At 60.4% G+C, this 22,849-nt stretch carries 22 protein-coding genes; 17 read left to right on the forward strand and 5 right to left on the reverse strand.

Translation table 11 applies throughout. From position 1 onward, the window contains the following. Positions 1 to 84 precede the first annotated feature (84 nt). Positions 85 to 1,203, forward strand: coding sequence for a branched-chain amino acid ABC transporter substrate-binding protein (locus AC1DCP_RS21940; protein WP_003513936.1), 1,119 nt, complete (start codon positions 85 to 87; stop codon positions 1,201 to 1,203). 203 nt (positions 1,204 to 1,406) lie between these two features. On the opposite strand, the gene AC1DCP_RS21945 is transcribed toward AC1DCP_RS21940, so the two are convergent. The 5 genes from AC1DCP_RS21945 to AC1DCP_RS21965 all read right to left on the reverse strand — a co-directional run bounded on the left by AC1DCP_RS21945 (position 1,407) and on the right by AC1DCP_RS21965 (position 8,524). Next, a complete protein-coding gene (locus AC1DCP_RS21945; protein WP_065687520.1) occupies positions 1,407 to 1,943 on the reverse strand; it encodes an AAA family ATPase in 537 nt (178 codons plus the stop codon). A gap of 193 nt (positions 1,944 to 2,136) precedes the next feature. Next, positions 2,137 to 3,066 carry a response regulator gene (locus tag AC1DCP_RS21950; protein WP_112153296.1) on the reverse strand — a complete coding sequence of 310 codons (930 nt, stop codon included), beginning with the start codon at positions 3,064 to 3,066 and terminating at the stop codon, positions 2,137 to 2,139. Next, the gene (locus AC1DCP_RS21955) at positions 3,063 to 6,458 is read right to left on the reverse strand and encodes a hybrid sensor histidine kinase/response regulator (protein ID WP_065687521.1); all 3,396 of its coding nucleotides are present in this window, start codon (positions 6,456 to 6,458) and stop codon (positions 3,063 to 3,065) included. Before AC1DCP_RS21955 ends, AC1DCP_RS21950 begins: the two co-directional genes overlap by 4 nt. Positions 6,459 to 6,501: 43 nt before the next feature. Next, complete coding sequence (locus AC1DCP_RS21960) at positions 6,502 to 7,272, reverse strand: SDR family oxidoreductase (RefSeq protein ID WP_065687522.1); 771 nt, start codon at positions 7,270 to 7,272, stop codon at positions 6,502 to 6,504. 217 nt (positions 7,273 to 7,489) lie between these two features. After that, the gene (locus tag AC1DCP_RS21965; RefSeq protein ID WP_003510168.1) at positions 7,490 to 8,524 is read right to left on the reverse strand and encodes a glutamine synthetase beta-grasp domain-containing protein; all 1,035 of its coding nucleotides are present in this window, start codon (positions 8,522 to 8,524) and stop codon (positions 7,490 to 7,492) included. Positions 8,525 to 9,005: 481 nt separating this feature from the next. Between AC1DCP_RS21965 and AC1DCP_RS21970 the strand changes: the two genes are divergently transcribed. From AC1DCP_RS21970 to AC1DCP_RS22045, 16 genes are all read left to right on the forward strand, one after another. Next, positions 9,006 to 9,212 (forward strand): DUF2735 domain-containing protein, encoded by a 207-nt coding sequence (locus AC1DCP_RS21970; protein ID WP_003513926.1) that lies wholly within the window; start codon positions 9,006 to 9,008, stop codon positions 9,210 to 9,212. Positions 9,213 to 9,555: 343 nt separating this feature from the next. Then, positions 9,556 to 10,845, forward strand: coding sequence for an urea ABC transporter substrate-binding protein (gene urtA / locus AC1DCP_RS21975; protein WP_003513924.1), 1,290 nt, complete (start codon positions 9,556 to 9,558; stop codon positions 10,843 to 10,845). Positions 10,846 to 11,128: 283 nt separating this feature from the next. Beyond that, positions 11,129 to 12,742, forward strand: a complete 1,614-nt coding sequence (urtB, locus tag AC1DCP_RS21980; RefSeq protein ID WP_065687541.1) for an urea ABC transporter permease subunit UrtB — start codon at positions 11,129 to 11,131, stop codon at positions 12,740 to 12,742. Continuing rightward, entirely contained in the window at positions 12,739 to 13,917 is a 1,179-nt protein-coding gene (gene urtC, locus AC1DCP_RS21985) for an urea ABC transporter permease subunit UrtC (protein ID WP_003513919.1), read from the forward strand. Before urtB ends, urtC begins: the two co-directional genes overlap by 4 nt. 7 nt (positions 13,918 to 13,924) lie before the next feature. Beyond that, complete coding sequence (gene urtD / locus AC1DCP_RS21990) at positions 13,925 to 14,686, forward strand: urea ABC transporter ATP-binding protein UrtD (protein WP_003513917.1); 762 nt, start codon at positions 13,925 to 13,927, stop codon at positions 14,684 to 14,686. A 209-nt stretch (positions 14,687 to 14,895) separates the two neighbouring features. After that, positions 14,896 to 15,591, forward strand: coding sequence for an urea ABC transporter ATP-binding subunit UrtE (urtE, locus tag AC1DCP_RS21995; RefSeq protein WP_038492022.1), 696 nt, complete (start codon positions 14,896 to 14,898; stop codon positions 15,589 to 15,591). Positions 15,592 to 15,846: 255 nt separating this feature from the next. Next, entirely contained in the window at positions 15,847 to 17,100 is a 1,254-nt protein-coding gene (locus tag AC1DCP_RS22000) for a CE1 family esterase (protein WP_019565111.1), read from the forward strand. Beyond that, complete coding sequence (locus tag AC1DCP_RS22005; RefSeq protein ID WP_003513912.1) at positions 17,007 to 17,858, forward strand: urease accessory protein UreD; 852 nt, start codon at positions 17,007 to 17,009, stop codon at positions 17,856 to 17,858. Before AC1DCP_RS22000 ends, AC1DCP_RS22005 begins: the two co-directional genes overlap by 94 nt. A 109-nt stretch (positions 17,859 to 17,967) precedes the next feature. Next, positions 17,968 to 18,270 (forward strand): urease subunit gamma, encoded by a 303-nt coding sequence (locus tag AC1DCP_RS22010; protein ID WP_003513909.1) that lies wholly within the window; start codon positions 17,968 to 17,970, stop codon positions 18,268 to 18,270. A gap of 10 nt (positions 18,271 to 18,280) precedes the next feature. Next, positions 18,281 to 18,538, forward strand: a complete 258-nt coding sequence (locus AC1DCP_RS22015) for a DUF1272 domain-containing protein (protein ID WP_003513907.1) — start codon at positions 18,281 to 18,283, stop codon at positions 18,536 to 18,538. A gap of 20 nt (positions 18,539 to 18,558) precedes the next feature. Next, the gene (locus tag AC1DCP_RS22020) at positions 18,559 to 18,864 is read left to right on the forward strand and encodes an urease subunit beta (protein ID WP_003491734.1); all 306 of its coding nucleotides are present in this window, start codon (positions 18,559 to 18,561) and stop codon (positions 18,862 to 18,864) included. A gap of 1 nt (position 18,865) precedes the next feature. Next, entirely contained in the window at positions 18,866 to 19,222 is a 357-nt protein-coding gene (locus AC1DCP_RS22025; RefSeq protein WP_038492016.1) for a GFA family protein, read from the forward strand. A gap of 9 nt (positions 19,223 to 19,231) precedes the next feature. Further along, positions 19,232 to 19,642 (forward strand): lysozyme inhibitor LprI family protein, encoded by a 411-nt coding sequence (locus tag AC1DCP_RS22030; RefSeq protein WP_025594323.1) that lies wholly within the window; start codon positions 19,232 to 19,234, stop codon positions 19,640 to 19,642. Between the two features lie 5 nt (positions 19,643 to 19,647). Then, positions 19,648 to 20,292 carry a hypothetical protein gene (locus tag AC1DCP_RS22035; RefSeq protein WP_038492010.1) on the forward strand — a complete coding sequence of 215 codons (645 nt, stop codon included), beginning with the start codon at positions 19,648 to 19,650 and terminating at the stop codon, positions 20,290 to 20,292. Positions 20,293 to 20,296: 4 nt separating this feature from the next. Continuing rightward, positions 20,297 to 22,006: an urease subunit alpha gene (ureC, locus tag AC1DCP_RS22040; protein WP_013636712.1), complete on the forward strand. Its 1,710-nt coding sequence runs from the start codon at positions 20,297 to 20,299 to the stop codon at positions 22,004 to 22,006. 9 nt (positions 22,007 to 22,015) lie between these two features. After that, on the forward strand, positions 22,016 to 22,684 hold the full coding sequence (locus AC1DCP_RS22045) for a TIGR02117 family protein (protein WP_162696142.1): 669 nt from the start codon (positions 22,016 to 22,018) through the stop codon (positions 22,682 to 22,684). Positions 22,685 to 22,849: the final 165 nt, after the last annotated feature.

Here is a 22,849-nt window from a genome sequence, read left to right on the forward strand (position 1 = left end):
GAGTGGAACGTTTCCTGTTCGGTTAAGGTGGGTACTGAACAGGTCCTGGTAGTCAACCCATCCAAAGGAACTGGGAGTATAGTAATGAAGAAGTCTCTTCTTTCCGCCGTTGCGCTGACCGCCATGGTCGCCTTCAGCGGTTCGGCCTGGGCCGATATCGTGATCGCTGTCGGCGGCCCGCTGACAGGCCCGAACGCCGCATTTGGCGCTCAGCTTCAGAAGGGTGCTGAACAGGCTGCGAAGGATATCAATGCTGCAGGCGGCATCAACGGCGAGCAGATCAAGATCGTTCTCGGCGATGACGTTTCCGACCCGAAGCAGGGTATCTCGGTTGCCAACAAATTCGTTGCTGATGGCGTGAAGTTCGTCGTCGGTCACTTCAACTCCGGCGTCTCCATTCCGGCTTCCGAAGTTTATGCCGAAAACGGCATTCTCGAAGTAACGCCTGCTGCGACCAACCCGGTTTTCACCGAGCGTGGCCTGTGGAACACCTTCCGCACCTGCGGTCGTGACGACCAGCAGGGTGGCATTGCCGGCAAATATCTGGCCGACCACTACAAGGACGCCAAGATCGCCATCATTCACGACAAGACCCCCTATGGTCAGGGCCTTGCCGACGAAACCAAGAAGGCAGCCAATGCGGCCGGCCTGACGGAAGCCATGTATGAAGGCGTCAATGTCGGCGACAAGGACTTCTCCGCACTGATCTCCAAGATGAAGGAAGCCGGCGTTTCCGTTATCTACTGGGGTGGCCTGCACACCGAAGCCGGTCTGATCATCCGCCAGTCGGCTGACCAGGGTCTGAAGGCGAAGCTCATTTCGGGCGACGGTATCGTTTCGAACGAACTTGCCTCCATCGCCGGCGACGCCGTCGAAGGTACGCTGAACACCTTCGGTCCCGATCCGACGCTGCGTCCTGAAAACAAGGAACTGGTAGAGAAGTTCAAGGCCGCCGGCTTCAACCCGGAAGCCTACACGCTCTACTCCTACGCCGCCCTGCAGGCGATTGCCGGTGCTGCCAAGGCTGCCGGTTCCGTTGAGCCGGAAAAGGTTGCCGAAGCTCTGAAGAAGGGCACCTTCCCGACCGCACTCGGCGATATCTCCTTCGACGAGAAGGGCGACCCGAAGCTTCCCGGTTACGTCATGTACGAGTGGAAGAAGGGCCCGGACGGCAAGTTCACCTACATCCAGCAGGGGACGTAAGTCTTACTGGACTGCAATATGGAGGCCCGGTCGCAAGACCGGGCTTTCTGCTTTCTGGTGCGGGGCATTTCCGGCGTCAGCACCCAGCCAGCCCAAGTCCTTGGGCTAAAACACTTTCCGAGCCGCACGTCAGACGAATTCCGTCTCAAAGACGGAATGACGGTGATGGGAAAGGCTCGAAACACTTGGCTCCGATCGCGCCTTCAGCCAGCTTCAGCCGCCAGCCTCTCCAGCACAATATCGGCACGTTCCGTGACGGGTGCTTTCGGCAGCACAATCGTCTCATAATCCAGACGGGCATAGTCGTGCATCAGGCGTTGATATTCCTCCACTGCCACCTCGAAACCGTGCTTGCGCTCGCTGTCGCCTCGGTAGATCTCCGGCCAGGGCGGGGTGAGGAAGACCAGCGGGTTGTAACGGTGCGTGCGCCGCAGCGTTTCGATGAAGCCATCGCCGCTAATATGATGAAGTGCTGAGGCGGCGTCGATCAGGCCGCGGTCGAAGAAGACGAAGCCTTCCGCTGGCGCCTTTTGCCGGTCCTCCAGCGCCATGGCGATCGCCCGGCGGGCAAAGGCTTCCAGGTCGATCCAGGGGAGGGCGGTGCCGTTATTTCTCGTTTCCTCAATCACGATGCGCCGCCCCGGTTCCTCGACGGTCGCGAAACCACGGTGAGCAAGCTCGGCAAGCAGGGTTGATTTACCGCCGCCGGAGCAGCCGGAAAGAATAATGAAATGGTGCATGGGAACCTCCCTGCGCGGGGTTTGGGTTGGATGGAAGATGATGTTTTGGGGGGGCTTGGATTGCGGCGTTGCCGCTTGTTTCTTTCCTCGAGGGGAGAAGAAATGTGCTGCACTCGCTCGGCGAATAAGTCGATGCTCTACGCTTAAGCGGAAAATATATGTTTTTCCAACCGTATCACATCAGTTGCAGCCGTCACCCCTGATGCAAAATATGCGCGGCCTTGACGGCGGCGGAGGCGCGGTTTTCGACACCGAGTTTGACGTAGATCTGTTCCAGATGTTTGTTTACGGTTCTGGCGGAAAGGCCGAGAATATCGCCGATATCGCGGTTGGATTTGCCTTTGGCAATCCAGAGCAGAACTTCCGATTCGCGCGTTGTCAGGGCAAAGTGGTCCTTCAGCAGGTGGTCGTCGGATTTCTCGTTGGCGGCTGTCAGACGGAAGAGATATTCGTCCGGTCCCATTGCGCCGAGGAAGGAGAGGTGCAAAGCGGGCCGCCCGGCCTCGGTGATCGTCAGCGGTGCATCGCGGGCGGAATCCACCGTTGTCCTGTCGGCCAGCCAGCCGGAAATATGGGCAACGACAATCTCCAGCCCATCATCACGGCCGGTGGCGGCGTTGACCAGCCGGGTTGCCTGTGGTGTGGACCAGTGGATCGCGCCGTTGGCGCGCACGGCAAGCAGGTGGCGTCCGGCGGCATCAAGCGCCACGCGGGCGCTCTGCGCCGAGCGGGCATTGGAGAGATGCACACGGATGCGGGCGCGCAGCTCATCGATGTTGATCGGCTTGGTGAGATAGTCGACACCGCCGGATTCGAGCGCCCGCACCACATGTTCGGTTTCCGTCAGCCCGGTCATGAAGATGACAGGCACCTGGGCCACGGCGGCGTTGGCCTTCAGCCGGCGGCAGGTTTCGAAACCGTCCATGGCCGGCATGACCGCATCGAGCAGGATGATATCGGGCGTGATGCGTTCGGCAATGTTGAGCGCGGCCTGACCGGATGTGGCGATCAGCGCCGAAAAGCCTGACTGTTCCAGCGCATCGGTGAGGAACCCCAGCGCTTCCGGGCTGTCATCCACCAGCAATACAATGTCTCTCGGCAGTGCTGCGCCTTGCCCGCTCATGCCTTGCCGTCTCCCCTGTCGTTCTCTTCAAACCGCTTTAGAAAATGGGCGTAACCGGCCAGATCGAAGGCCTGCACATAGGTGCCAAGCTCTTGCGTGAAGGGCAGGTTGTTTGTGTTGCGGGCGAGATCTGCGAGTTTTGCCTCTATGCCGCGTATGTAGCCTATTTCGCCGAGCCTCTGCAAATCCTTGATATGAATTGCGCCGGGATGAACGATCTGCGCCGGCGGCTGGGGGATGGGTGCCGGGGGAAGGTCGGTATCGTAAATCCATTTCAGGCCGAGATGCACCGCAAGCCTGTCGCACAGGTGGCGGATATCGACCGGCTTGGCGATGGCGTCGTTGTGATTGTCTTCTCCGGCACCCGCTACGGTGCCGTCACCGATATTGGCCGAGAGCATGATGAGCGGAGCCGTCTGCCCTGCTTCACGCAACTTCGTCACAAGCTGCCAGCCGGACATTCCGGGCATGGAGATATCGATGAGAAAGAGGTCGGGCTGCACGCCTTCGATGAGTGTCAGGCATTCCGGTCCGCTCTGGGCGGTCAGCACCACGAAATCGAGCGGCGAAAGCACCTGCCGCATCAGCTCGCGGTGATCCTCGTTATCATCAACCACCACGATGGTGCGGCGTGGGCCCGAATAGGAGCGAATGGTTTTTTCCGGCGCAGGTGCGGTACTTGGCCGGTGCACGGCCGACAGCATGAGACGGACGCGGAAGGTGGAGCCGTTGTCCTTTTCACTGGAGACGGAAATCTCGCCGCCCAGTGTGTTGGTCAGAAGCCTCGTGATGGTGAGGCCGAGGCCAAGGCCCGGCATGGGGCGCACGCTTTCGGCCTCGCCGCGCTGGAAAGGCTCGTAGATGCGGGCGAGGTCTTTTTCGGCAATGCCGCGCCCGGTATCCGACACCGTGAAGCTCGCCACCTGGCTGCGATAGGCGACATGGAAGGTGACGCTGCCCTCGTCGGTGAACTTGATGGCGTTGGAGAGCAGGTTGACGAGGATCTGGCGCAGACGCTTTTCATCCGTGCGGACATATTGCGGCAGGGAATGGGCGCGTTCATGCCGGAATTCCAGACCCTTTGCCTGCGCCTGCGGGCGGAACATATCGACGATCTGGTCGAGGAAATCCTGAATATTGATCTCGTTGGAATAGACCTGCAGGCGGCCAGCCTCGATCTTGGAAATATCCAGAAGCCCGTCGATCAGGCCGGAGAGATGGTCGGCGGAACGGCGAATGACCTTGATGGCCGATTGCCGCGGCGCGGGAATGGTCTCATCGCGTTCGAGGATCTGGGCGTAGCCCAAAACAGCGTTGAGCGGCGTGCGCAATTCGTGGCTGAGGCCGACCACGTAGCGGCTCTTGGCGCGGTTGGCGGCCTCAGCCGTGTCCTTGGCGTCCTGAAGGGCGGCGTCGGTCTTCTTGTGGGCGGCGATTTCCTTCAACAGCAGCGTGTTCTGGCGTGAGGATTCCTCTTCCGCGACCACCCGGCTGTCATGGGCAAGAACTAGAAACCAGCAGACGATGCCGGCAATGACGGCAAAGACGAAAAACACGATGAGGATGGTGCGGTTGACCACGTCAGCCGTTGCCGGCGAGGCGGTGCCGACCTGATGGGCGATGAGCGCCAATATGCCGCCAATGGCGGTGACGGCAATGGCCGCCGCCATGCCATAACGTCCGAGCCGTGTGGCGAGTTTTGCAACCAGTTGGTGGGGCAGGAAAGATTTTGCGACCGTCGCGACCTGATAGTTGAGCTTGGCCTTTGGCTTGCACATGTCATGGCAGCGGCTGTCCAGCGAGCAGCAGAGCGAACAGATCGGCGCCGCATAGGCCGGACACCATGCCATGTCTTCCGGCTCGAACGGGTGTTCGCAGATGGAGCAGGTGATGGCGCTCAGCTCGCGCCATTTCTGGCGCGGCTTGCGGGCCAGATAGAATTTGCCCTTCGTGCCCCAGGCGATCAGCGGCGAGGCGATGAAGGCGACGATGAGGGTGAGATAGGGCGCTAGCGAGGCAGCGAGTGCGCCGAAGGTGCCGAAATGCGCCATCAGCGCAATAGTGGCCGAAAGCGCCATGGAGCCGACGCCGACGGGATTGATATCGTAGAGATGGGCGCGCTTGAACTCGATGCCCGGTGGGGCAAGGCCGAGCGGCTTGTTGATGAACAGATCGGCGGAGATGGTGCAGAGCCAGGCCATGGCGACGATGGAAAAAATGCCGAGCGTTTCTTCCAGCAGGCGATAGATGCCGAGTTCCATCAACAGCAGCGCGATCACCACGTTGAAGACCAGCCAGACGACGCGGCCGGGGTGGCTGTGGGTGAGGCGGGAAAAGAAGTTGGACCAGGCGAGCGAACCCGCATAGGCGTTCATGACGTTGATTTTCAGCTGCGAGACCACCACGAAGGCGACCATCAGCAGCATGGCTGCCGTATGGTTGGGGATCATGTAGCCGAAGGCGGTCAGGTACATCTGGGCCGGATCGGCGGCGCGGTCCACCGAGACGCCGGAACTGAAGGTCAAGACCACGAGGAAGGAACCGGCCAGCAGCTTCGGCACGCCCACGACGACCCAGCCAGCACCGGCCAGAAAGACCGCGATGCGATGGCGCAAACGGCTCTGGCCCTCGGCGGGCAGGAAGCGCAGGAAATCCACCTGTTCGCCGATCTGCGACATCAGCGCGAGGATGACGGCAGACGCCGCGCCGAATTCCACCAGATTGAAATGGGCCACGGTGCCCGGCGGACCGGAGGCGTGATGAATGCCGGAAAAGGCCCGCCACAGATCGTATTTTTCCCAGTCCATCAAAGCGATGAAGATGAAGGGCAATACGTTCAGCACGATCCAGAAGGGCTGGGTGATGATCTGGAAACGGCTGATGAGGCGCACGCCGTGGGTGACGAGCGGAATGACCATGACGGCGGAGATGATGTAGCCGATCCACAGGGGAATGCCGAGCGCCAGCTCCAGCGCGCCGGACATGATCGACGCCTCGATGGCGAAGAGCATGAAGGTGAAGGCGGCGTAGATCAGCGAGGTGATGGTGGAGCCGATGTAACCGAAGCTCGCGCCGCGTGTCAGGAGATCGATATCGACGCCGTGACGGATGGCGTAACGGCTGATCGGCAGGCCGACGGCAAGCATGGCAATGGCCGCGACGATGATGGCGTAAAAGGCGTTGGTGGTGCCGTATGACAGCGTGATCGCGCCGCCGATGGCTTCCAGTGCCAGAAAGGAAATAGCGCCGATGGCGGTGTGGGAGATGCGGTTGGACGAAAATTGCCGGGCGCTTTTAGCGGTGAAGCGCAGCGCATAATCTTCCAGCGTCTGGTTGGCGACCCAGCGGTTATATTCGCGCCTGACGGGGATGATGCGTTGCCGTGCGGCCATGCCTAGGATCCAGCCCCTTCCCGCAAAAGGTGTTTTGCCATTCTCACAGCCGCACCGACATGCCGCCATCCACCGTCAGCACATGGCCGTTGACGAAGGAGGAGGCGTCGCTGGCCAGAAACAGGGCTGCACCGGCGATTTCATCCGGCCTGCCCCAGCGTTCCAGCGGCACGCGCAGTTTGGCGAATGCGACCATGTCAGGGTTTTCGGCAAGGGCCGCATTGGTTTCCGTGGCGAACATGCCGGGTGCAATGGCGTTGCTGGTGATGCCGCGCGCGCCATATTCGACAGCGATTGCGCGCATCAGCCCGGTCAGCCCCTGCTTGGCAACGGGATATATCGCATCGCCCGGCCTGACGATGTGGCCGAGAATGGAGGTGATGGTGATGATGCGGCCGTAACCGTTGGAATTCATGGCTTGCGCGGCGTCTCGCGACAGCGAGACGGAGGAGGTGAGGTCGGTGCGGATAAGCTCCAGCACGTCCTCGTCGCTGAATTCGGAAAGCGGGCGGCGGTCGCGTGCGCCGACATTGTTGACGAGGATATCGAGATGGCCGAATTCGTCCATGATGCGGTGGACGAGGGCAGTTCCGGCGGCGGTATCGGCAATGTCGAAAGCGGCATAATCGGCTTTTCCGCCGGCTTGCCGAAGTGTGCCTGCTGCCTGTTCCAGCGCCTCGGCGTTACGGCCAGTCAGCCACACATGGGCGCCAGCCTCGGCAAAGGCCCTGGCGATTTCAAAACCGAGACCGCGGCCGCTGCCGGTGATGATGGCGATGCGGTTTTCGAGAGAGAATTTTTTGAGAATGCCCATCGCTCACCTTCTTGCTTTAGAGCATCGGACCGAAAACCGTGTCGCGGTTCGGAAAAGCCGATGCGGTTGGTCAAAGCCACGCAACGTCTTCGAGTTTGCGCATAGGCAAGAATATTCCACGCAGGGCAGAGGGCGAAAGGTCGCCTGTCCGGTCCGGCCGTTCGGTGGACATAAAAATGGCGTCGCCCGGTTGCGGGCGACGCCATGTCTTGGGTTATCAGGCCGCAGCCGACTTTGCGAGCGGCACTTCTGCAATCGTCTTCAGAACAACGGAAGCGATCTGGTAAGGGCAGCCCTGCGAGTTCGGACGACGGTCTTCGAGGTAACCACGGTAACCGTTGTTGACGAAGGAGTGCGGAACGCGGATCGAGGCGCCACGGTCGGCAACGCCGTAGGAGAACTTGTTCCACGGAGCGGTTTCGTGCTTGCCGGTCAGGCGCAGGTGGTTGTCCGGACCGTAAACGTCGATGTGCTCCTGCCAGTTCTTGGCGAAAGCGGCCATGAGGGCTTCGAAATACTCCTTGCCGCCAACTTCACGCATGAACTTGGTGGAGAAGTTGCAATGCATGCCCGAACCGTTCCAGTCGGTATCGCCGAGCGGCTTGCAATGGAATTCGACGTCGATGCCGTACTGTTCGCAAAGACGCAGCAGCAGGTAACGGGCGATCCAGATCTGGTCGGCGGCGCGCTTGGAGCCCTTGCCGAATACCTGGAATTCCCACTGACCCTTGGCCACTTCGGCATTGATGCCTTCGTGGTTGATGCCGGCTTCGAGGCAGAGGTCGAGATGTTCTTCAACGATTTCGCGGGCAACCGAGCCGACGTTCTTGAAGCCGACGCCGGTGTAATACGGACCCTGCGGAGCCGGGTAACCCTGCTCGGGGAAGCCGAGCGGGCGGCCGTCCTGGTAGAAGAAATATTCCTGTTCGAAGCCGAACCATGCGTCCTCGTCGTCGAGGATGGTCGCGCGGCTGTTCGATGCATGCGGGGTGACGCCGTCAGGCATCATGACTTCGCACATGACCAGTACGCCGTTGGTGCGGGCCGGATCGGGGTAAATCGCGACAGGCTTCAGCACGCAATCCGAAGAGTGGCCTTCGGCCTGCTGCGTGGACGAGCCATCAAAACCCCAAAGCGGCAGCTGCTCGAGCGTCGGGAATTCATCGAATTCCTTGACCTGTGTCTTGCCGCGCAGGTTGGGGACCGGCTTATAACCGTCAAGCCAGATGTACTCGAGTTTGAACTTAGTCATTACGAACCTCTCATAGGTAACAATGCGAAGCCTTGAGGCTTGCCGTGGCTTTCGCCACCGGAAGCACATTCGCGTTCAAGGGCTGGCCATATAGATGCATGCCGCGTGCCAGATTGGCGATGTTTTGCGAATTCTTCGAAAAATCTTTCAGGCATGCTCAGGGCCGAGGGGGCTGATATGGCCATTAACCGCTCATGCTGCACTGCGGCAGGTAAATCGAACCCTAATGTTTCGTCAGTGATTCCTAACAGATAGCGGGTGGCATCGCTCAAAATGCCCTGTTGCGGTGCAATGTTTTCGATTGCGAACGACGGATCGGCATTTGCCCCAAAAACCGGCGCTTCCGGAATGGTTTTTCTTGCTGAATGACCATTTAATGCCTATATTTTTCGCAACGTGATTTTTTTTTAATCAGATGGAGCTAAACCAGAGCTAACGGGTTTGCTTCACAATCAAAGTGCTTCGATGCAAACAAAGTGAGATGTTCGATATGGCAACTGGCTTTCATCGTGAAACGGCAACGATCTTTCAATTTCCGGTCGGCGGACGCGCGGGGCTCTCAAAGTTCCGTAACATCGGGCTGAGCGATCTGGAGCGCGAGGCACGTCAGCCGCATGTCGATTTCGGCTCCTGGTATCATGACGATGCGATCCGCGACGAAGAGCGGGACGACAAGCCGCACGCCTGATGTGAAGCGTTGCTGATCGTTTCTTCTCCCCTGCCGGGGAGAAGGTGGCGCGAAGCGCCGGATTAAGGGACGACTTCTCAGTCTGCCTCCGACCTCGCACCCTCGACCCGCTGCTGCTCTCGTCTTGCCTGCCGGAGAAGAAGCAAGTTGAAACGCCAGGTTTCACATCGGTTGCCCCGGCCGGGATTTCCCTCTCCCCAACACCCCCTGCAGCTTTCGCCACCCCGCCTACGTCAATTGACGTATACGGTTTCTCGCCCGCGAGATCGATAGTCCCTTCCAGCAGCGGTCAACGATGCCGCTGAAGCCCCGTGAGGGCTAAACAAGGAGAGGGGTTCTTCCGATGACATTCCGCAAGACGCTTAGCGCCGCGCTGCTCGGCGCAATCATGTCCACCACCGCCTTCCATGGCGCATTTGCCGCCGACGATACGATCAAGGTAGGCGTGCTGCATTCTCTTTCCGGCACCATGGCGATTTCAGAGACGACGCTGAAGGACGCCATGCTGATGCTCATCGACGAGCAGAACAAGAAGGGCGGCGTTCTCGGCAAGAAGCTCGAAGCCGTCGTGGTCGACCCGGCCTCCGACTGGCCGCTGTTTGCCGAAAAGGCCCGCCAGCTGATTTCGCAGGACAAGGTCGCCGCCGTTTTCGGTTGCTGGACATCTTCGTCGCGCAAGTCCGTGCTGCCGGTTTTCGAAGAGCTGAATTCCCTGCTGTTCTACCCGGTGCAGTATGAGGGTGAAGAATCCTCCCGCAACATCGTCTACACCGGTGCAGCGCCTAACCAGCAGGCCATTCCGGCCGTCGATTATCTCGCCAAGACCGAAGGCGTCGAGCGCTGGGTTCTGGCAGGTACCGACTATGTCTACCCGCAGACCACAAACAAGATCCTGAAGGCCTACCTGATGTCGAAGGGCGTCAAGGAAGAGGACATCATGATCAACTACACGCCGTTCGGCCAGTCCGACTGGCAGACGATCGTGTCCGACATCAAGAAGTTCGGCTCGGCCGGCAAGAAGACCGCCGTTGTTTCCACCATCAACGGCGATGCCAACGTGCCCTTCTACAAGGAGCTGGCGAACCAGGGCATCAAGGCCGAGGACATTCCGGTCGTCGCCTTCTCGGTCGGTGAAGAAGAGCTTGCCGGTCTCGATACCGCGCCGCTGGTCGGCCACCTTGCCGCCTGGAACTACTTCCAGTCTGTCGATACCGAGGTCAACGCCGAATTCATCAAGACCTGGCATGCGTTCACCAAGAACGACAAGCGCGTGACGAACGACCCGATGGAAGCCGCCTATATCGGTTTCAACGCCTGGGTTAAGGCCGTCGAAACCGCAGGCACGACCGATACGGACGCGGTTCTTGACAGCATCATCGGCGTTTCCGTGCCGAACCTTTCTGGTGGTTACTCCACCGTCATGCCGAACCACCACATCACCAAGCCGGTGCTGATCGGTGAAATCCAGGCCGATGGGCAGTTCGAAATCGTGCAGCAGACGCCACAGGTCGTGGGTGACGAATGGTCGGATTACCTGCCTGACTCGAAGGATCTGATTTCGGATTGGCGCAAGCCGATGTCCTGCGGCAACTTCAACGTGGCCACGGGCAAGTGCGGCGGCAAGGGCAGCTGATAAGGAAACGAACGCCGCCCCTCTTTGGAGGGGCGGATTGTTTACAAACTGAGCCAGAATTACCCCCCTCTGTCCTGCCGGACATCTCCCCCTCAAGGCGGGAGATCGGCAAGATGCTCTCCCGCCATTTCATCCTTGAACGTCGAGATGGACGGGACCTTGCCACGGGTCGATCTCCCCCCTTGAGGGGGAGATGCCCGGCAGGGCAGAGGTGGGTGAAGCCGCATATTCAGGTCGTGCCACACGCAACCGCAGAGTCGCAAACCGCTCCAAGGAACCCGACATGACGATCCGATCTTTTCTCGGAGCCATCTTCCTCTGGCTCACCCTGGGGATCGCCGCCCAGTCCCTCGCGCAGAGCGATCCGAAGGCGCTGATAGACCAGCTCGGCACGGCTGACTTCAAGCAGGCCGAAACATTGATCGGCCAGATTGCTGCCACCGGCGACGCGCGGGTGGTGCCGGCGCTTGAGGCTTTTGCATCAGGCGATCTTTACGTGCGCAAGGCCGACAATCTGGTGTTCATGACCAAGCCGTCGGGTTCCAATTTCACGCTCATCGATCCGCTGACCGGCGAAAGTGCTGGCGAAGCGCCGAAGGCGGCGGTTACCAAGATCAGGGTCAACAACAATCTGCGTCGCGTCATCCGCGCCGCGATGGGCGGCCTGACGTTGCTCAGTCCGGAACGCTCGGTGCGGCTTTCCGCCGCCGATGCGGTTCTGAAAGCCCCCAGTGCCGAAAATCTGGAATTGCTGGAAGCGGCCATATCCAAGGAAACCGACAAAGAGGTGCGGACGCGGATGGAGGAGGCGCGGGCAGTCTCGCTGCTTTCCTCCGACCGCCCCCTTGAGGTGAAGAAAGAAGCGATCGCCACCATCAAGGCGCTTGGCGGGCGCGATGCGATCAGCATTCTGATGGCGGCGACGCCCACGGTTGATCCGAGCCTGAAGCCCGATGTGGACGAGGCGATTTCCAGCATCGAAAGCGCGCTTGCCATCTGGGACTACGCACAGAATGTCTGGTACGGCCTGTCGCTCGGTTCCGTGCTGCTGCTCGCCGCCATCGGTCTTGCCATCACCTTCGGCGTCATGGGCATCATCAATATGGCGCATGGCGAGATGGTGATGATCGGCGCCTATTCCACCTTCATGGTGCAGGAGCTGATCCGCAGCCATTTCCCCGGCCTGTTCGACTGGTCACTGGCGATTGCCCTGCCGGCCGCCTTTCTGGTCACAGCCTGCGTCGGCCTCATCATGGAGCGCGGCGTCATCCGCTATCTCTACGGGCGACCACTGGAAACGCTGCTCGCCACCTGGGGTATCTCGCTGATCCTGCAACAGGGCGTGCGTTCCATCTTCGGCCCGACCAACCGTGAGGTCGGCAGCCCGAGCTGGATGTCCGGCTCCTTCAGCGTCGGTTACCTCAATTTCACCTGGAACCGCGTGTGGATCGTCTGCTTCTCGCTTTCCGTCTTCTTCGCGCTGCTGGTGCTTTTGAAGCGCTCCGCCTTCGGCTTGCAGATGCGCGCTGTGACCCAGAACCGCCGCATGGCCTCTTCCATGGGCATCCGCACGCCCTGGGTGGATGCCTTCACCTTCGCGCTCGGTTCCGGCGTTGCCGGCCTTGCCGGCGTGGCGCTGTCGCAGATCGACAATGTCTCGCCCAATCTCGGCCAGAGCTACATCATCGACAGTTTCATGGTGGTGGTGTTCGGCGGGGTCGGCAATCTCTGGGGAACGCTCGTGGGTGCGCTGTCGCTCGGCGTGCTCAACAAGTTCCTTGAGCCGACGGTGGGCGCCGTGCTCGGCAAGATCCTCGTGCTCGTTCTCATCATCCTGTTCATCCAGAAGCGGCCACGTGGTCTCTTCGCACTCAAGGGAAGGGCGATCGAAGCATGATTACCGGCTTCCTCCTGCGCGCGCTCGATCGCCGCATTTCCATCGCCATCGGCATCATCCTGGCCATCGCCGTGCTGGTGCCCGCCTCCAATCTGCTGTTGCCGGCTGATAGCGCGTTCCGCATCCCGACCTACATCATGTCGATGCTCGGCAAATATCTGGCCTATGCGCTGCTGGCGCTGGCGCTTGATCTGGTTTGGGGATATTGCGGCATTCTCTCGCTCGGCCACGCCGCCTTCTTCGCGCTCGGCGGTTATGCCATGGGCATGTATCTGATGCGGCAGATCGGCACGCGTGGTGTTTACGGCCATCCCGTGCTGCCTGACTTCATGGTGTTCCTCAACTGGAAGGAACTGCCGTGGTTCTGGCATGGCTTCGACATGTTCTGGTTTGCAGCACTGATGGTGCTGGTGGTGCCCGGCCTGCTCGCCTTCGTGTTCGGCTGGTTCGCCTTCCGCTCACGTGTCAACGGCGTTTACCTCTCCATCATCACGCAGGCCATGACCTACGCCCTGCTGCTTGCCTTCTTCCGCAATGACATGGGTTTTGGCGGCAACAATGGTCTCACCGATTTCAAGGATATTCTCGGCTTTTCCGTGCAGGCGGATGGCACCCGTGCCGTGCTGTTTGCGATGACGGCCGTGATGCTGGCGCTTTCGCTGCTGATTGCATCCGGCATCGTCAATTCCAAATTCGGCAAGGTGCTGGTGGGCGTGCGCGATGCCGAAAGCCGGGTGCGCTTCCTCGGTTTCCGGGTGGAAAACATCAAGCTCTTTACCTTCGTCGTCTCGGCCATGATGGCGGGCATTGCCGGTGCGCTGTTCGTGCCGCAGGTGGGCATCATCAATCCCGGCGAATTCTCCCCCGCCAACTCCATCGAGGTGGTGGTTTGGACCGCAGTCGGCGGGCGCGGCACGCTGATCGGGCCGATCATCGGCGCGCTGCTGGTCAATGGCGGCAAGAGCTATTTCACCGGTGCTTTCCCCGAATTCTGGCTGTTTGCGCTGGGTGGGCTGTTCATCGCGGTGACGCTGTTCTTCCCCAAGGGCATCGTCGGCACCGTGCAGCATTATCTGGTCGGCCGGCGCGAAAAGCGTGTTGCGCGGGCGGCAAGTGCGGCCGGACAACCGGGCAATGACAGTGCTGCAACAGCGGCGCAACAGGCGGCGGAGTGAGGCTGATATGAACACGGTTTCCGAAAACAGAACCAAAAGCCTGCTTTATCTCGACGGTGTTTCCGTTTCCTTCGACGGGTTCAGGGCGCTCAATTCCCTGTCCTTCGTGGTGGAGCCGGGCGAGCTGCGGGCCATCATCGGTCCGAATGGCGCCGGCAAGACGACGATGATGGATATCATCACCGGCAAGACCCGGCCGGATACCGGCACGGTGCTGTTCGAAGACAGCATCGACCTCACGAAAAAGGACGAGGCGGATATTGCCCAGCTGGGCATCGGGCGTAAATTCCAGAAGCCAACGGTGTTTGAAAGCCATACCGTCTGGGACAATCTGGAACTGGCGTTGAACCGCAAACGCGGCGTCTTCGCCACGCTGTTCTACAGGCTGACAGCGGAGGACAAGGCGCGTATCGAGGAAATCCTCGCCACCGTGCGTCTCAGCCACCGCCGCGGCGATCTCGCGGCCAACCTCTCGCACGGCCAGAAACAGTGGCTGGAGATTGGCATGCTCTTGGCACAGGAACCGAAGCTGCTGCTGGTGGATGAGCCGGTGGCCGGCATGACGGATGCGGAGACAGCCGAAACCGCCGTGCTTCTGAAGGAAATCGCCAAGACCCGCTCGGTCGTGGTGGTGGAGCACGACATGGGCTTCATCCGCGAGCTGGGCGTGAAGGTGACGTGTCTTGCCGAGGGCTCGGTGCTGGCTGAAGGGTCGATCGATTTTGTGTCCAGCGATCCGAAGGTGATCGAGAATTATCTGGGGCGGTGATGGAAGCGTCTGCGGCTTTACCCCCGTCTGCCCTGCCGGGCATCTCCCCCACCAGGGGGAGATCGGCAAGACTCTCTTCCACCACTTCGTACTCTAGAGTCGAGATGGGCGAGACATAGCCGCGAATCGATCTCCCTCCTTGTGGGGGAGATGCCCGGCAGGGCAGAGGGGGGTAGCGCCGCCCACCAAAGCATCAATGGAGTTGCACCATGCTGAACGTCGAAAACATCAACCTCCACTATGGCGCAGCACAGGCTCTGCGGGGCGTGTCGCTGAAAGCGGAGATGGGCAAGATCACCTGTGTTCTCGGCCGAAACGGCGTGGGCAAAAGCTCGTTGTTGCGCGCGGTCACCGGCCAGCATGCCATCAGTGGCGGGTCGATCAGCTTTGAAGGGGCGGCACTGGATGGGCTTGCGCCTTACCACCGGGCCAAGCGCGGTGTCGGCTACGTGCCACAGGGGCGTGAAATCTTTCCGCTGCTCAGCGTGCAGGAAAACCTTGAAAGCGGGTATGCGCCGCTGCCGCGCAAGGAGCGTTTCATTCCCGACGATATTTTCAGCCTGTTTCCGGTGCTGCAATCCATGCTGGGCAGACGCGGCGGCGACCTGTCCGGTGGCCAGCAGCAGCAGCTCGCCATCGGCCGGGCGCTGGTGACGCGGCCGAAAATCCTCGTTCTCGACGAGCCGACCGAAGGCATTCAGCCGTCGATCATCAAGGATATCGGCCGCGCAATCAAATATCTCAGGGATTCCACCGGTATGGCGATCCTGCTGGTCGAGCAATATCTGGATTTCTGCCGTGAGCTTGCCGACTATGTCTACATCATGGACCGGGGCGAAATTGTGCATGAGGGGTTTGCCGAAACGCTGGATACGCCCGAGGCGCGTCGCCATCTGACAGTATAAATCGAGACTAGTAGCCACGCACGCCGATCACGGCGTGCAAACGGCCGATTAATATTTTGAAAGTCTATGCGTGTCTGCATGGCTTTTATGCGCAATTTTAGCATTTCATTGAATAAACGCCTGTGATATTGGCAGCGGAAATGCTGCATGCGAGACACAGACGAAGTCTATTCGCACGCCGCGACAGTTGATCCCTTACATTCCACGCGCGTCCGACGTATCGTCGGGGAAACCGTGCCCAATAAAGGCGTGTCAATGCATCAAGACTTTGCCCTTGGCCGGGCTGCCCGGCTGTTCCGCTCCGCCCGTACCCTGTTTCTGGGTCTTGCGATCTGCGCGAGCGCGAGTGTCGCAGCGTCGGCCTCGACCTGCGGTCAGCTTGCTCAACCCGGCGTGGAACCGGGCAGGCATGATTTTTCCATTCTCTCCAGTGGTCAGAAACGCGAAGGCGTTTATTTCGTTCCATCGGCCTATGACGGAAAAAAACCGGTGCCTGTCGTGTTCGATTTCCACGGCTCCAACAGCAATCCGCACGGCCAGTTGAACCGCAGCGGCTGGGACAAGCTTGCCGAGCGCGACGGCCTGATGGTGGTGGCGCTGGCGGGCAGCCTCAATGGCGAATTGCCCGGCACCCATGCCTGGAATGTTCCTGGTGTTACCACCCGTCCCGGCGGGCTGGATGAGGTGAGCTTCATTCGCGATGCAATTGCCATGGTGAAAGGCAAGTTCTGCGTGGATGAGGAGCGCTTTTACGGTTCCGGTTATTCCGGCGGCGGGCGCATGCTGTCGCAATTCATCTGCAATGGCAGCGCGGATTTCACCGCTGCCGGCTTCGTTGCATCGTTGCGCGCGGGTTATCCGCTGGAGACAGAGGGCAAATGGGGACCGGATGCGGCAAGCTGCAAGCCGGCGCGGCCAATGTCGATCATCGCCTTTGCGGGTCTGAAGGATCCGGCCAATCCCTATCAGGGTGGTGGCAAGTCCTACTGGCAATATGGCGGCGAGACGGCGCTGAAACGCTGGGCGGAAATGGACGGCTGCAAGGGCGGCGCGAAAACCAGACCGGGCGAGAGCTTCACCGTCAATTCCTATGACGTTTGCAAGGGCGGGGCACGTATCCAGTCCTACGTCATTGACAATTGGGACCATGCCTGGCCGCGCGCCACCATGAAGGCGGAAGTGCTGGCAGCGTCGGCGGTCCTTACCCGCAAGCCGGGTGGCGAGCAGACGCCGAAGGCGGAACCTGCCGTGGAGCGCAAGATGCCCACAGGCGAAGTGACGCGCACGGTTGATGCGGCGGAAAGAATGTGGGATTTCTTCCGCAACACGGAAGGACAGATGGTGGTGGATGCCGTCGTCAAAAAAGATTGCGGCGCCAAGGCCGGGTCCGCTTCCGCAACCGTTTCGGAGACCGCGTGCAGCCAGAACAGCAAGCCATCCGCCCTTCCGGTCTCGAAGACGGCGAACCTGCCCGGCAGCAGCGCGCCCGTGGCAGAGGACGCATTGTAACCAAGGCTGTCGAAGGGCGCAGCCGGCTGGACCAATTGTTCCAGGAAGGTTGCGCCAAGATCCGCCTGCCGGATACGTTTTCCAACGAGATCGAGGCCATCCTCATCAACTCCTCCGGCGGATTGACCGGCGGAGATGAAATGGAATGGCAGGCTGTTGCCGGAGCCGGCACCTCGCTGGTGGTGACGACGCAGGCCTGCGAGAAGGTCTACAAGGCATCCTCCGGAACCGCCACCGTCACCGCCCGCGTTTCCGCAGGGCCGGGCGCCCGGTTGCACTGGCTGCCGCAGGAAACCATTCTTTTCGACCGCGCGTCGCTGACCCGCAGGCTGGAAGCCGATCTCGACGCAACCTCCGAATTCATCGCCGTCGAAGCCGTGCTGCTCGGGCGTCAGGCCATGGGCGAAGCGATGCAGCATGGCCTGTTCCGGGATCGATGGCGCATTCGCCATGGCGGCCGGCTGGTACATGCCGAAGAGCTGTTGCTTGCGGGAGAAGTGGCGGAGCTGACTGCAAAACCGGCGGTGCTTGCCGGGCAGGTGGCCTTTGCCACGCTTCTTTATATCGGGCCTCTGGCCGAGGCGCTTTTGCCTAAAATCCGGGCTATTGCCGGGGAAAGCGGCGGCGCCAGCGAATGGCAGGGCAAGCTTGTCGTGCGCGTGTCCGCCGCCGACGGTTTCTCCCTTAGAAAAATACTTTTTCCGATCATTTCGCTCTTGCGAAACGGCGCGCCAGTGCCGAAAGTCTGGAATCTGTAAAGCTCCGGATCGCCCGCGACAGGCGACCTTCCGGGGTCTGTCAAACAAGTCGGATCAGCCCCCGAAACACTGTGTTTTGCGGGGCAGGTGCGAAAGCTGCGGGACGACGATGAACCTTACTCCGAGAGAAAAAGACAAGCTGCTGATTTCCATGGCCGCCATGGTGGCGCGCCGCCGGCTGGAGCGTGGCGTGAAGCTGAATTACCCGGAAGCGATTGCGCTGATTACCGATTTCGTTGTCGAGGGCGCCCGCGATGGTCGCGCGGTGGCCGACCTGATGGAAGCCGGCGCGCATGTCATTTCCCGCGATCAGGTTATGGAAGGCATCGCCGACATGATCCATGATGTGCAGGTGGAAGCAACATTTCCCGACGGCACCAAGCTTGTGACCGTTCACGAACCGATACGCTGAGGGGGACGATATGGCGCTGGAGCTTCGGCCCAATTGCGAATGCTGCGACCGTGATCTTGCCCCCGACAGCCGGGTTGCGATGATCTGCTCGTTCGAATGCACCTTTTGCGCCGATTGCGCGACCGATGTGCTCAAAGGCGCCTGCCCGAATTGCGGCGGCGAGCTGGTTCGCAGGCCCATCCGCCCGGCGGCCAAACTCGTCAACAATCCGGCATCGACGACACGGGTGCTGAAGGCTGAAGGCTGCGCGGCAGCCACCGCTGCTTGAGAGAGACAAAGGGGAGCACCATGAAACCAGGCGAAATCATTGCCGCAGAGGGCACCATCGAACTCAATGCCGGCCAGCCGACGGTGACGATCGAGGTGGCCAATACCGGTGACCGGCCGGTTCAGGTGGGCAGCCATTACCATTTCTTCGAGACCAATGCGGGTCTTGTCTTCGACCGCGACAAGGTGCGCGGCATGCGTCTCGACATTCCGGCCGGCACTGCGGTTCGTTTTGAACCCGGCCAGAAGCGGGAAGTGACGCTGGTGCCGCTTTCCGGCAAGCGCGAGGTTTACGGGTTTCGTCAACAGATCATGGGGAGGTTATGAGATGGCGACGGCGCATTATCACGGAAGTTGCCAATGCGGCGACGTGAGCTTCGAGGTCGATGCCGATCTCGACCACACGGTCGTGTGCAATTGCTCGCGCTGCAAGCGCTTGGGCTCGACGCTTGCCTTTGCGCCGCGCGAAAAATTCACCCTGCTTTCCGGCGACGACAAGCTGACGGAATATCTCTTCAACAAGCACAAGATCCATCATCTGTTCTGCGCCACCTGCGGCATTGAGAGTTTTGCCTATGCCGATGGGCCGGATGGGACGCCGATGGTGGCGGTGAATACCAATTGCCTTGATGGTGTCGATCCGCGTGCGCTGAAGCCGCAGGCTTTCGATGGCGCGGCTGCCTGAGTGATGGCCATGACTTTGAAAAAATTCTGTTTCGGTGCGGCTGTCCTGCTGTCTCTTGCGGCGTCTCCCGCATTTGCCGATGACGCGCCCGATTGCACCTCGCCGCAAACGCAGGCCGATATGACCATCTGCGCCGGCAAGGATTACGAAAAGGCCGACAAGCAGTTGAACGCCGCCTACCAGAAGGTTCGCAAGCAGCTTGCGGAGCGTGACAAGACGGCAGACGAAAGCGGCAAGGGTGCCGTGGATGCATTGGTTGCCGCCCAGCGTGCCTGGGTGGCGTTTCGCGATGCAAATTGTGATGCCTTCGGGTTTCAGGCGCGTGGCGGCACGATGGAGCCGATGCTGGTTTCCTCATGCCTGGCCGATATGAGCAATAAGCGCGCTGATGAATTGCGCCAGTTGTCCGAAGGTTTCTGAACGGTATGGGGCGGCGGATCATGATTGTCGGAAACGGAGAAATGCCGCAGGGCGTGGCTGATCTCATCGACCTTTCCGACATTGTCATCCGCTTCAACGATTGCCGTTCGCTGGGCGCTGGCGGCAGCCGCACGGATGTGGTGGCCGTTTGCAACACCGGCCGGCCCGGCCGCGAGATGAGCGAAGGGGCCGCGTGGCGCGACAATGAGGGGGTGCAGCAGGCTTCCGCCATCTGGTCGGTGCGCGATCCCGCGAAATTTTCGCAGATGGAGCCGGATATCCGCGCTCGCTGGCCCGAACTGACCGATTTTTGTGCCGATTATACCGCCGGTTTCGCAGCATTAGCCGAAGAGACCGGCAAGAGCCACCTCGTCATTCCGCGCGGGGTGCATGAGCGGCTTGATCACGCATTGCAGGTCTATGCGCCGGCCCCTTACGTCTGCCCGAGCACCGGGCTTCTTGCCATCGCCCATGTTCTGGAGACCGTGAGCGGCGGCGATGACGAGGTGGCGATTGCGGGCTTTGGTCATCAAGGCTGGAACGGGCATCCGTTTGCCGCCGAAAAACAGCTTGTAGAGGCCCTCACACACGAGGGCCGGCTGACACGAATTTCTCCCATATCGATTTTCTCCGCGTCCGAAGGAGCCTGAACCCATGCCTTACAAGATTTCCCGCGCCGCCTATGCCGGCATGTTCGGCCCGACCGTCGGCGACAAGGTGCGTCTTGCCGATACCGAACTCTTCATCGAGATCGAGAAGGACTACACGACCTATGGCGAGGAAGTGAAATTCGGCGGTGGCAAGGTCATTCGCGACGGCATGGGCCAGAGCCAGGCGACGCGGGCCGAGGGCGCTGTCGATACCGTCATCACCAACGTCGTCATCGTCGACCATAGCGGCATCTACAAAGCGGATGTGGGCCTGAAGAACGGGCGCATCCACGCCATCGGCAAGGCGGGCAACCCCGATACGCAGCCGGGCGTGACAATCATTGTCGGCCCTTCGACAGAGGCGATTGCCGGCGAAGGCAAGATTCTGACTGCCGGTGGCATGGATGCACATATCCACTTCATCTGCCCGCAGCAGATCGAAGAAGCGCTGATGAGCGGCGTTACCTGCATGCTGGGCGGCGGTTCCGGCCCCGCGCATGGCACGCTTGCCACCACCTGCACCGGCGCGTGGCACATCGAGCGGATGATCGAGAGCTTCGATGCTTTCCCGATGAACCTCGCATTGGCGGGCAAGGGCAATGCTTCGTTGCCCGCGCCGCTGGAAGAGATGATCCTTGCCGGTGCCTCATCGCTGAAGTTGCACGAGGACTGGGGCACGACGCCCGCCGCCATCGACAATTGCCTGACGGTGGCTGACGAATATGACGTGCAGGTGATGATCCACACCGATACGCTGAACGAGAGCGGTTTCGTGGAGGACACGGTTGCCGCCATCAAGGGCCGCACCATCCATGCCTTCCACACCGAAGGGGCAGGCGGTGGCCATGCGCCTGATATCATCAAGGTCTGCGGCAATCCGAACGTCATCCCGTCTTCCACCAATCCGACGCGGCCCTACACCATCAATACGCTGGCCGAACATCTGGATATGCTGATGGTGTGCCACCACCTGTCGTCGTCCATCCCTGAGGATATCGCGTTCGCCGAAAGCCGCATCCGCAAGGAAACCATCGCGGCGGAGGATATTCTCCACGATATCGGCGCGTTCTCGATCATTTCCTCCGACAGCCAGGCCATGGGCCGTGTCGGCGAAGTGGCAATTCGCACCTGGCAGACGGCTGACAAGATGAAGCGCCAGCGCGGCCGTCTGAAGGAAGAGACCGGCGAAAACGACAATTTCCGCGTCCGCCGTTACATCGCCAAATATACCATCAACCCGGCCATCGCGCAGGGCGTCAGCCATGAGATCGGCTCCATCGAAGTCGGCAAGCGTGCCGATCTGGTGTTGTGGAACCCGGCATTCTTCGGCGTGAAGCCTGAAATGGTGTTGCTCGGCGGTTCCATCGCCGCGGCACCGATGGGCGATCCGAATGCCTCCATTCCCACGCCGCAGCCGATGCATTACCGCCCGATGTTTGCCGCCTATGGCAAGCTGCGCACCAATTCCTCGGTTACATTTGTCAGTCAGGCGTCGCTGGATGCCGGCCTTGCAGGGCGTCTTGGTGTTGCCAAGAAACTGATGGCGGTGAAGAACGTGCGCGGCGGCATTTCCAAGGCCTCGATGATCCACAATTCGCTGACTCCGCATATCGAGGTTGACCCGGAAACGTATGAGGTGCGCGCCGATGGCGAGCTTCTGACCTGTGAACCGGCGACGGTGCTGCCGATGGCGCAGCGTTATTTCCTGTTTTAACGGCGTTTCGTGGTGAGATTTATCACAAGGTGGATCGGCGGTGGCCTGCTGCTGATCATCCTGCTTCTTGTGCTCGGCACCGTCGTGCCGCGACCCTTTTTTGCCGATGAAACAAGCGGCGTGAGGGATCGCGCGATATTGCTGTTATCCAATCCGATCCATACCGATATCGCCCTGCCTGTTGATGACGATCTGCGGCGGGTCTTTTCCGAATTGCAGGAGGGCGGTATCGCGGTCAACCATCCGGCTGCTGCCTATCTGGTGTTCGGCTGGGGTGGCCGGTCGTTTTACATACAGACGCCGACTTGGGCCGACCTGAAGCCGATGCCGGTCTTGCGCTCTCTGACACTCGACCAGTCGGTGATGCATGTGGATGTGACGGGGGATTTTCCCGCCGACCTTGCCGGGGTGAAGCGCCTTCGCATTTCCGAAGCGGGATATCAGCGACTTGTGGCGGGCATTCGTGCGAGCTTCCTGCGGGACGATGGCAAAGTTAAGCTTATACCCGGTGCTTCCTACAGCCTGACGGATGGATTTTTCGAGGCGAATGGCTGGTTCAATGCGCTGGCCGGCTGCAACACGTGGTCTGCCGCCATGCTGCGGCAAGCCGGCATTCGCACCGGCTGGTGGACACCGTTGCCGCCACTGTTGCGCTGGTCGGTAGCGCTGCACAATTGATCTTCCCGCGGTGCGACGTTTCGTTGATTTGACGTCTGGTAATCCGATTTTTATGCTGCACCGCAGCGCATCTTGCGCTAAAGAAACGGCAAAAGAATTCCGTGCGGATCGGTCCCAAGCGATCCGTGCAAAACGCCAGAAAATTGAAGACAGATCAGGAGACAA

It is taken from the genome of Agrobacterium sp. 10T429, from assembly GCF_056393925.1.